Below are 1,129 nucleotides of genomic sequence, written 5' to 3' on the forward strand. Positions count from 1 at the left end.
CAGCCATTGTCTTTTACGATCAGGTCCATTTTAAACACTTTACCGCCGGTATCAAAACATTCAGAAAAGCACAAGGTAGCTTTGAGCGAATCGGAAGCCGTGCTCGTATTGACGACACCTGATGTAGGACCGGTAAAGGTGTAGTTATTGTTGCTGAAATTTACAGGGCGGGCGTAAAGTGTCAGTGGCTCATTGGTGTCCGGATCAGTAAAGAATACATCGAGGCAGCGTGCATCGTTGGGGCCAATGCGTAACACCTCGCCCGGGGTATAGAAGGACCGCTGGCCGCTTGTTTTAGCCAATACCACCGGGCTTTCGTTGCGGGGGCAATCTTTCACCAGCAGCTGAAAGTCACGTCGGACTTCCCCTATCTTGACACCATTGCGATATTCCTGGGCGCGGACACCAAACACATAGAGGCCCACACTGGCTGGCTGTACGGTCAGGCGTCCGGTCTGTTTGTCGATGGTCATGGGAGGGGAGCCTTGTATCTGGTTGGCCTGGTTGTAGCCCGGCAACCACTTGATTTCCGGATAGGGACCGCGGGCCGGGGGAGGCATTTCGTTGCCGGGTGCGGAGCTGCTGAAGCCGTTCAGCGGCGTTACCATGTCATACACCAGCGAGTCACCGTCCGCGTCTGTACCACTGAAGTCGTAGTAGAAAAGCTCATTGGCACAGGCGTAGTCGCTGAGAGGGGGGAAGAGCTGTGGCGATGAATTGACAAAAGGAACACCTGCTACAATAACAGGTGGAAACTCCATGTAGAAGGCCTGTGCCGCTGCCTCCGGAGACACTATGTTGTTGATGGTTCTATTACGGCAGCAGCGTTCCCATACTACATAATAGCCTTGGGAATTATTGAAAACGGTTGGTGGCATCGTCACATCCTGGTAGTAGACCAGGCGCCTTGTTCGTAGCTCACCGGTAGTGCAGGCGATGTCCGTATAATTCACGAAAGTGTCACTGCGAAGAGGCAAACGCAGATCTCCTTTTGATGTATTGCCCTGTTTTTCGAAAATCCGCACCATAATACTCGGGTCGCGGGCCCCGGGGCTTCCGTTCACATCATCAAAATAGAGGTTGAGGGTGATCCGGTAATTATAACCTGACAAATGCTGAATTTCAAACT

The 1,129-nt window shown here is 52.3% G+C and carries 1 pseudogene; it reads right to left on the minus strand.

Going from position 1 to position 1,129, the window contains the following annotated elements:
- Positions 1-1,112, minus strand: a pseudogene (locus OB13_RS20850) (gliding motility-associated C-terminal domain-containing protein); the annotation flags it as partial.
- Between the last annotated feature and the right edge of the window lie 17 nt (positions 1,113-1,129).

This window comes from Pontibacter sp. HJ8 (genome assembly GCF_054824225.1).